We start from the raw sequence: 6,898 nt of genomic DNA on the forward strand, positions 1-6,898 counted from the left end.
TTCGCAGCCCGATTGTCGTAAGTTTCCACGAACAGCTAGCCTGTAAGTTATATGGCCGCTGTGCGCGGGACATCTTCGGATGTGCCGGGACCCTTACGACTCGGTCTGCGAACCTGCGCACAGTTGCCACCCATTCGAATCGCAGCGTTTGAAGGCAACTCCAGAAAATCGTAAGGAGCTTCAAATGAAATCAAAAAGAAATTCTCACCACACCATCGACTGCCTTCACAAAGCCAAAACCCAAGGCTTCGCCTACCTCACGCCCGATGAACATCGACTTATAGAAACCCTGCGCCGGACCACTCACGCCGGGCGGACAATTATTTACACGTTGGCTCAAGACCTGGGCCGGGCGCGGCCCTGGGGTCAGCGCGTTTAATCATTGGAATACATCACCCGGTAGGAGGCAACTTGTTGGCGAGGCATTGGACCTGCGCAACCAGAACGACTGTCTCGCCAACAAGTTGCCTCCTACCGGGGAAGTGATCCTTACCCAAATCCAAATTCCAGCTCACGCCCGCGACAATAATTGTTATAAGATCACATAACGATCTTTATCCAGTCATGTCCGGAGTCTGTTTTTATGCGCCGTCTGCTGCTCGCTTTGCCCTTCGCCCTGCTTCCACTCGCCATGGCTAATGCGGCCCCCGAGCATGACCACGACCACGAGCACGGTAGTCTCGGCGCGCATGAGCACGGTGTGGGTCGGCTGGACGTTGCGCTGGTCGGCGGCACGCTGGAGTTCGAACTGGACAGCCCGGCCATGAACCTCGTCGGGTTTGAGCATCTGGCTACCAGCGCCGAAGACAAAGCCAAAGTAGCCGCGGCCAAAGATGTGCTGCTCAAGCCCCACGCCCTGTTCAGCATCCCTGAAGCTGCCGAGTGCAACGTGGTTTCCCAGAAGCTGGAAAGCCCATTGTTCGGTGAAAAGCCTGAGGCTGACGCGGACCATGATCACGATCATGACGCCAAAGACGCCCACGATGAGCACGAGCACAGCGAAATCCACGGCACTTACAAATTCACCTGTAAGGTTCCGGCCGTGCTGAAAACCCTCGACCTGTCGACCATCTTCAAATCGTTCCCGGGCACCGAAAAACTTCAGGTTCAGTTGATCTCGCCAAAAGGCCAGTCAGGTGCCGAAGTACGCCCAAGCAATCCAAGCCTGAAATTCTGATTCAGCTATTGTTGAAAACCGACCGGGCTTGCCCGGTCGTTTGATTTCCACTCAGCCGGATTCCGAAGACGGTTATGACCCAAGCACTTATCGAATTGGCAAACCTTGGCTTCACGTGGCCAGGCCATGCGCAATTGCTGGATATCCCGGCGTTCCGCCTGGAACCGGGCGAAACACTGTTCCTCAAAGGCCCCAGCGGCAGTGGCAAGACAACGCTGCTGGGTTTGCTGGGCGGCGTGCAGAAACCCAATCGCGGCAGCATTCGCCTGCTGGGTCAGGAGCTCACCGAACTATCATCCGGTGAGCGTGATCGTTTTCGCGTCAATCACACCGGCTATATCTTCCAGCAGTTCAACCTGCTGCCGTTTCTCTCGGTGCGTGAAAACGTCGAGTTGCCGTGTCACTTCTCGAAAGTCCGCGCCGAACGTGCGAAACAGCGCCACGGCAGCGTAGAAAATGCCGCCGTAACACTGTTGGCTCATCTGGGTTTGAAAGACCTGGAGATGCTCAGTCGCCGCGCCGACTCACTGTCCATCGGCCAACAACAACGGGTGGCGGCCGCACGAGCGTTGATCGGTCAGCCCGAATTGGTGATCGCGGACGAACCGACCTCCGCGCTGGATACCGACGCACGGGAAGCGTTCATCAAGTTGTTGTTCGCCGAATGCCGCGAAGCAGGCAGTAGCCTGTTGTTCGTCAGCCACGACCAGAGCCTGGCACCGCTGTTCGACCGCAGTCTGTCGTTGTCCGAACTCAATCGCGCCGCCGTCGCCGCAGAGGTTTGAGATGTATTTGTTTCGCCTAGCCATGGCCAGTCTGGCTAACCGTCGTTTCACCGCTTTCCTTACCGCATTCGCCATTGCCTTGTCGGTCTGCCTGTTGCTGGCGGTGGAGCGCGTGCGTACCGAAGCCCGCGCCAGTTTCGCCAGCACCATCAGCGGCACGGATTTGATCGTCGGCGCTCGCTCCGGCTCGATCAATCTGTTGCTGTATTCGGTGTTCCGTATCGGTAATGCAACCAACAATATTCGCTGGGACAGCTTTGAAGAAATCGCCCAAAGCAAACAAGTGAAATGGGCCATCCCGATTTCCCTGGGTGACTCCCATCGCGGTTATCGAGTGATGGGTACCAACGAAAACTACTTCGAGCATTACCAGTTTGGCCGCCAGCAACACCTGGAACTGGCACAAGGTCGGGCCTTTGCGACGGACCCCTTTGAAGTGGTGCTCGGCGCCGAAGTGGCCGATGCCTTGAAATACAAACTCGGCGACAAGCTGGTGCTGGCCCATGGCGTAGCGGCGATCAGTCTGGTCAAACACGACGACAAACCGTTTACCGTGGTCGGTATTCTCAAGCGTACCGGCACGCCAGTGGATCGCACGTTACACATCAGCCTCGGCGGCATGGAAGCGATCCATATTGACTGGCAAAACGGCGCGCCCGCTCACGGCAACGGACGCATTTCTGCTGATCAGGCGCGCAATATGGACCTGACGCCCAAAGCAATTACCGCGTTCATGCTGGGCTTGAACAGCAAGATCGCCACCTTCTCGATGCAGCGCCAGATCAATGAATTCCGCGGTGAGCCGTTGCTGGCGATCCTGCCGGGCGTGGCCCTTCAGGAACTGTGGAGCCTGATGGGTACGGCCGAAAAAGCCTTGTTCGTGATTTCGCTGTTCGTGGTCCTGACCGGTTTGATCGGCATGCTCACGGCCATTCTTACAAGCCTTAACGAGCGACGCAGAGAGATGGCAATTCTGCGCTCAGTGGGCGCCCGCCCCTGGCATATCGCAACGTTGCTGATCATGGAAGCCTTCGCCCTGGCACTCGCGGGAGTGGTCAGTGGCATGGTCCTGTTATACGTCGGCATCGCTTCTGCACAAGGCTATGTACAGAGCAATTACGGCCTGTTCCTGCCGCTTTCGCTGCCCAGCGAATATGAATGGACGCTACTCGGTGGCATTCTGGCTGCCGCGTTGTTGATGGGGGTTGTGCCTGCGTGGCGCGCCTATCGGCAGTCGCTGGCTGATGGCTTGTCGATTCGTTTATGAGGACGTTGAACATGCGGCGCCTGTTGTTGGTTTTGCTGTTGTCAGTCAGCTCACCGTTGTGGGCGGCCGAGCCGAAGGTGCTGACCTGGGAAGAAATGATCCCGCCGGATGCGCCAAAAATCGCGCCGATCACTGCGCCCATTCATGACCTGTCGAAACTGTCCGATGCGCTGTCAGTGGAGTCAGCGCCCGCTGCGCATCAACAATCGCCCCATGCCCCAGTGGTCAAGGCGCTGGATGGCAAGAATGTGCGCTTGCCGGGTTATATCGTGCCGCTGGAAGTCAGCGAAGAAGGCCGCGTTACGGAGTTCCTGCTGGTGCCGTATTTTGGCGCGTGCATCCACGTGCCGCCACCGCCTTCGAACCAGATCGTACATGTCACCAGCGAGCTGGGCGTGAAGGTTGAAGAGCTTTATCAGCCGTACTGGATCGAAGGTCCAATGCAGGTCAAAGCCTCGACCAGCGAGTTGGCGGACGCGGGCTACAGCATGGAGGCAGACAAGATCCTGGTTTACGAGTTGCCCGATAATTAGGCCCACCTGCGGGGGAGTTTGCCTTTAAATTCGCGCAATCCCGTGGGACAGGATTCAGCTGGGAAAGCAGGACTCCTGACAAAGCAGATGCAGTGGATGTGCTGGCCCTTTCGCGAACAAGTTCGCTCCTACCGGCGTGGCACAAAAGATCGTTTCACGGGTTTCATTGCGATTTCATTGAGCTGTGTCAAAGCCTTGGTTCAGACGCTCCGTACCATTGGCGACAGACAACTTGAATCGCCTTTTGGAGCCCTCATGAACAAGACCCTGCTCAGCGCTTCCCTCTTCGCGCTGGCGCTCAGCGCCCCTTTCGCCGCTCAGGCTTACGAGGCGGGTGATTTCATCGTGCGTGCCGGTGTCGCGCACGTTGAACCAAATGAAGACAGCGGTGAGGTGAAACTCGACGGCACCAAAGTCTCCGGCACCAAGGCAACCGTTGATGGTGAGAACCAGCTTGGCCTGACGTTCGGCTACATGATTACCCCGCACGTGGGTATCGAATTGCTGGCCGCAACACCTTTCAGCCACACCGTTTCGGTCAAAGGTCTGGGCCCGGGCCTGGATGGCAAACTGGCAGATGTTAAGCAGTTACCGCCGACCCTGTCGCTGCAGTACTACCCGATGGAAGCGTCGTCGAAGTTCCAGCCCTACGCGGGTGTCGGCATCAACTACACCACGTTCTTTGACACCGACCTGACTGGCAATCGTAAAAGCCAGGGCTTCAGCAACCTGAAGATGAAAGATTCCGTCGGCCTGGCTGCACAAGTCGGCATGGACTACATGCTGACCGACAACATTTTGGTTAACGCCTCAGTCTGGTATGTGGACATCGACACTGAAGCGACTGTCGACGGCCCTTCAGCCCTGAGCGTTGGCAAGACCAAGGTGAGTGTGGACATTGATCCGTGGGTTTATATGGTGGGGGTGGGTTACAAGTTTTAAGACGCGGCGCACACTGGACCTGTAGGAGCTGCCGAAGGCTGCGAAGCATTTCTTCTGGCACACCGCGATCGCAGCCTTCGGCAGCTCCTACAGGTCAACGGTTTGCAGTAACCGCCCACAAAAAAAGCACCTCAAGGGTGCTTTTTTTGTGGGTCTGGATCAGCGACCGAGCAGTTTCGCCAAGCCCACTTTCAACGGCGTCGGCTCATCCAGGGTAAACCGCTCCAGCAGGCGCTGGTTGTTCGCTCGTGAGTGGCGGATGTCGCCGGAACGCGCGGTTTGATATGTCACTTGTGGCTGTTTGCCCACGACGTCTGCCAATGCCGTCAGCAACTGGTTCAACGAAGTGGTCTGGTTCAGACCCACATTGACCGCACCCGACTCGACCTGCGGCAGATCCAGTGCTTGAGTCAGCAACTTGACCACGTCGCCCACGTAGAAGAAGTCCCGTGTTTGTTCGCCATCGCCAAACACTGCGATGGGCAGGCCCTTTTCTGCACGCTCGGCAAAGATACTGATCACACCCGAGTAAGGCGAGGAAGGATCCTGGCGCGGGCCAAAGATGTTGAAGAAACGAAAGATAGCCGGCTCCAGACCATGCTGGCGGCCGTAGAAGTCGAGGTAGTGCTCGCTGGACAGCTTGTCCGAGGCATAAGGCGTCAACGGCGCTTTGGGCGTGTCTTCGCTGATGGCTTCGCCTTCGCCATTGTTCCCATAGATCGCAGCACTGGAGGCAAAAACTACGCGCTTGATACCGGCTTCGCGCATGGCTTCACACACGTTCAACGTGCCAATGAAATTGCTCTGGTGCGTACGTACCGGGTCATCCACCGACGCTTGCACCGAAGCGACTGCTGCCAGATGCACAACCGCTTTGCAGCCCAGCGCAGCGCGCTTCACCAGAGCGGCATCGGCAACATCACCCTCGATCAATTCGATAAGCGGGTTATCCAGCGCAAGGTTGCTGCGCTTGCCGGTGGAAAGGTCATCGAGAATGCGCACCGAATGCCCTTGGGCCAGCAGCGCGTCGGCCAGATTAGAGCCAATAAATCCGGCACCGCCGGTAATCAGGACAGGAAGATCAGACATGACGGTAATAACGGTCCAGAAGGCTCGGCAACCCGGCACGCCATGCACGAGGTTTGACGCCGAAGGTATGAAGGATTTTCTTGCAGGCCAGCACGCCATGTTGAGGCTCGTCTGCTGCGTCGGGACGTGCAGCATGGGCCTGCGCAGTTGGTGACTCTATTGCCAGAGGATGCAACAAACGGGCTTCGGTGAGAATCGCCTGCCCAAGCGCCAGCGGCGTAGTAGCCTCATGACCGGCGTAGTGGTAAGTACCCCAAAGAGGCGCTTCACAGTCGAGCTGCTTGAGGACGGCAATCATGACCCGCGCGGCATCGTCGACGGGCGTCGGGTTGCCACGTCGGTCGTCGGCCATCAACAACTCTTGCGTTGATTCGGCGCGCTTGAGAAAACGCCCCAACACACCCTCGGCACTGTCATCGAGTAGCCAGCCGAACCGCAGCAGCAGGTGTTGCGGGCAGGTAGCGCGCACACTTTGCTCGATACGCAACAGTGCCTGGCCACGTGCACCCAACGGCACCGGTTCGTCTTTCTCACTGTAGGCGGTAGCCCGCGAACCATCGAACACCCGATAGCTGGAAGGCTGCAGTAGAACAATGTTGTGGTGCTGGCACAGCTCGGCGAGGCGCTCAACAGAGCGTTCCTGACTGGACAGGCGCGCGTCGCTTACGGATTCCGCCTGAAACCAGTCGAAATAGTAGGCAAGATTGATCAAGGCATCGGGGCGGGTGTCATCAAGCAGTTGCGTCAGACTCGCTGCATCCCATCCGTCTTGCGGTGGACGCGGTGCCAGGAAGCCAATGTCTTCCTCTGCACCCAGACGAATCAGCGCCTGCCCGAGGGCATTCCCGCCGCCCAACAGCATAAGGCGCATTCGCATAGAGTCAGCAGGCTCGGTATCAAATTCAGTCGAAATATTATGTGTAAAACGCCTGCAAACATATCACGTCGGCGCTTAACCCCCAACCGTTGAGGGCTGTGGGATTTTTCTGCCCTGCATGCAGGCACAGGATTAACCCTCAGGCCTGTTGAATGCTGCGCCTGTGGGAGCTGGGCTTGCCCGCGATGAAGCTGGACGCGATTCACTTTCGATCGCGTCCAGCTTCAT

8 protein-coding genes are annotated in these 6,898 nt (G+C 57.6%); 6 read left to right on the forward strand and 2 right to left on the reverse strand.

Annotated features, from left to right (window positions below; genetic code table 11):
* The first annotated feature begins 184 nt into the window (after positions 1-184).
* The 6 genes from KDX30_RS10080 (at position 185) to KDX30_RS10105 (ending at position 4,704) form a co-directional block, all read left to right on the forward strand.
* Positions 185-379 (forward strand): hypothetical protein, encoded by a 195-nt coding sequence (locus KDX30_RS10080; protein WP_231675655.1) that lies wholly within the window; start codon positions 185-187, stop codon positions 377-379.
* 204 nt (positions 380-583) lie between these two features.
* The gene (locus tag KDX30_RS10085; RefSeq protein WP_231675656.1) at positions 584-1,177 is read left to right on the forward strand and encodes a DUF2796 domain-containing protein; all 594 of its coding nucleotides are present in this window, start codon (positions 584-586) and stop codon (positions 1,175-1,177) included.
* Positions 1,178-1,251: 74 nt separating this feature from the next.
* Positions 1,252-1,962 carry an ABC transporter ATP-binding protein gene (locus tag KDX30_RS10090; protein WP_231675657.1) on the forward strand — a complete coding sequence of 237 codons (711 nt, stop codon included), beginning with the start codon at positions 1,252-1,254 and terminating at the stop codon, positions 1,960-1,962.
* A 1-nt stretch (position 1,963) separates the two neighbouring features.
* Entirely contained in the window at positions 1,964-3,229 is a 1,266-nt protein-coding gene (locus KDX30_RS10095) for an ABC transporter permease (protein WP_027901692.1), read from the forward strand.
* A gap of 11 nt (positions 3,230-3,240) precedes the next feature.
* On the forward strand, positions 3,241-3,762 hold the full coding sequence (locus tag KDX30_RS10100; protein WP_231675658.1) for a DUF3299 domain-containing protein: 522 nt from the start codon (positions 3,241-3,243) through the stop codon (positions 3,760-3,762).
* Positions 3,763-4,017: 255 nt separating this feature from the next.
* Positions 4,018-4,704: an OmpW/AlkL family protein gene (locus KDX30_RS10105; RefSeq protein ID WP_122396479.1), complete on the forward strand. Its 687-nt coding sequence runs from the start codon at positions 4,018-4,020 to the stop codon at positions 4,702-4,704.
* Positions 4,705-4,863: 159 nt separating this feature from the next.
* Here the strand turns inward: KDX30_RS10105 and KDX30_RS10110 are convergent, their stop codons facing one another.
* The gene (locus tag KDX30_RS10110; RefSeq protein WP_231675659.1) at positions 4,864-5,793 is read right to left on the reverse strand and encodes an NAD-dependent epimerase/dehydratase family protein; all 930 of its coding nucleotides are present in this window, start codon (positions 5,791-5,793) and stop codon (positions 4,864-4,866) included.
* Entirely contained in the window at positions 5,786-6,670 is an 885-nt protein-coding gene (locus KDX30_RS10115; protein WP_049827086.1) for a sugar nucleotide-binding protein, read from the reverse strand. The genes KDX30_RS10110 and KDX30_RS10115 overlap by 8 nt, the downstream gene beginning before the upstream one ends.
* Positions 6,671-6,898: the final 228 nt, after the last annotated feature.

The organism is Pseudomonas quasicaspiana (assembly GCF_021147825.1).
Classification (GTDB): domain Bacteria; phylum Pseudomonadota; class Gammaproteobacteria; order Pseudomonadales; family Pseudomonadaceae; genus Aquipseudomonas; species Aquipseudomonas quasicaspiana.

Bases quoted from the DNA above. Each gene is read 5' to 3' on its own strand.
- KDX30_RS10080 (WP_231675655.1), top strand. From the start codon at position 185: ATGAAATCAAAAAGAAATTCTCACCACACCATCGACTGCCTTCACAAA.
- KDX30_RS10085 (WP_231675656.1), top strand. From the start codon at position 584: ATGCGCCGTCTGCTGCTCGCTTTGCCCTTCGCCCTGCTTCCACTCGCC.
- KDX30_RS10090 (WP_231675657.1), top strand. From the start codon at position 1,252: ATGACCCAAGCACTTATCGAATTGGCAAACCTTGGCTTCACGTGGCCA.
- KDX30_RS10095 (WP_027901692.1), top strand. From the start codon at position 1,964: ATGTATTTGTTTCGCCTAGCCATGGCCAGTCTGGCTAACCGTCGTTTC.
- KDX30_RS10100 (WP_231675658.1), top strand. From the start codon at position 3,241: ATGCGGCGCCTGTTGTTGGTTTTGCTGTTGTCAGTCAGCTCACCGTTG.
- KDX30_RS10105 (WP_122396479.1), top strand. From the start codon at position 4,018: ATGAACAAGACCCTGCTCAGCGCTTCCCTCTTCGCGCTGGCGCTCAGC.
- KDX30_RS10110 (WP_231675659.1), bottom strand. From the start codon at position 5,793: ATGTCTGATCTTCCTGTCCTGATTACCGGCGGTGCCGGATTTATTGGC.
- KDX30_RS10115 (WP_049827086.1), bottom strand. From the start codon at position 6,670: ATGCGAATGCGCCTTATGCTGTTGGGCGGCGGGAATGCCCTCGGGCAG.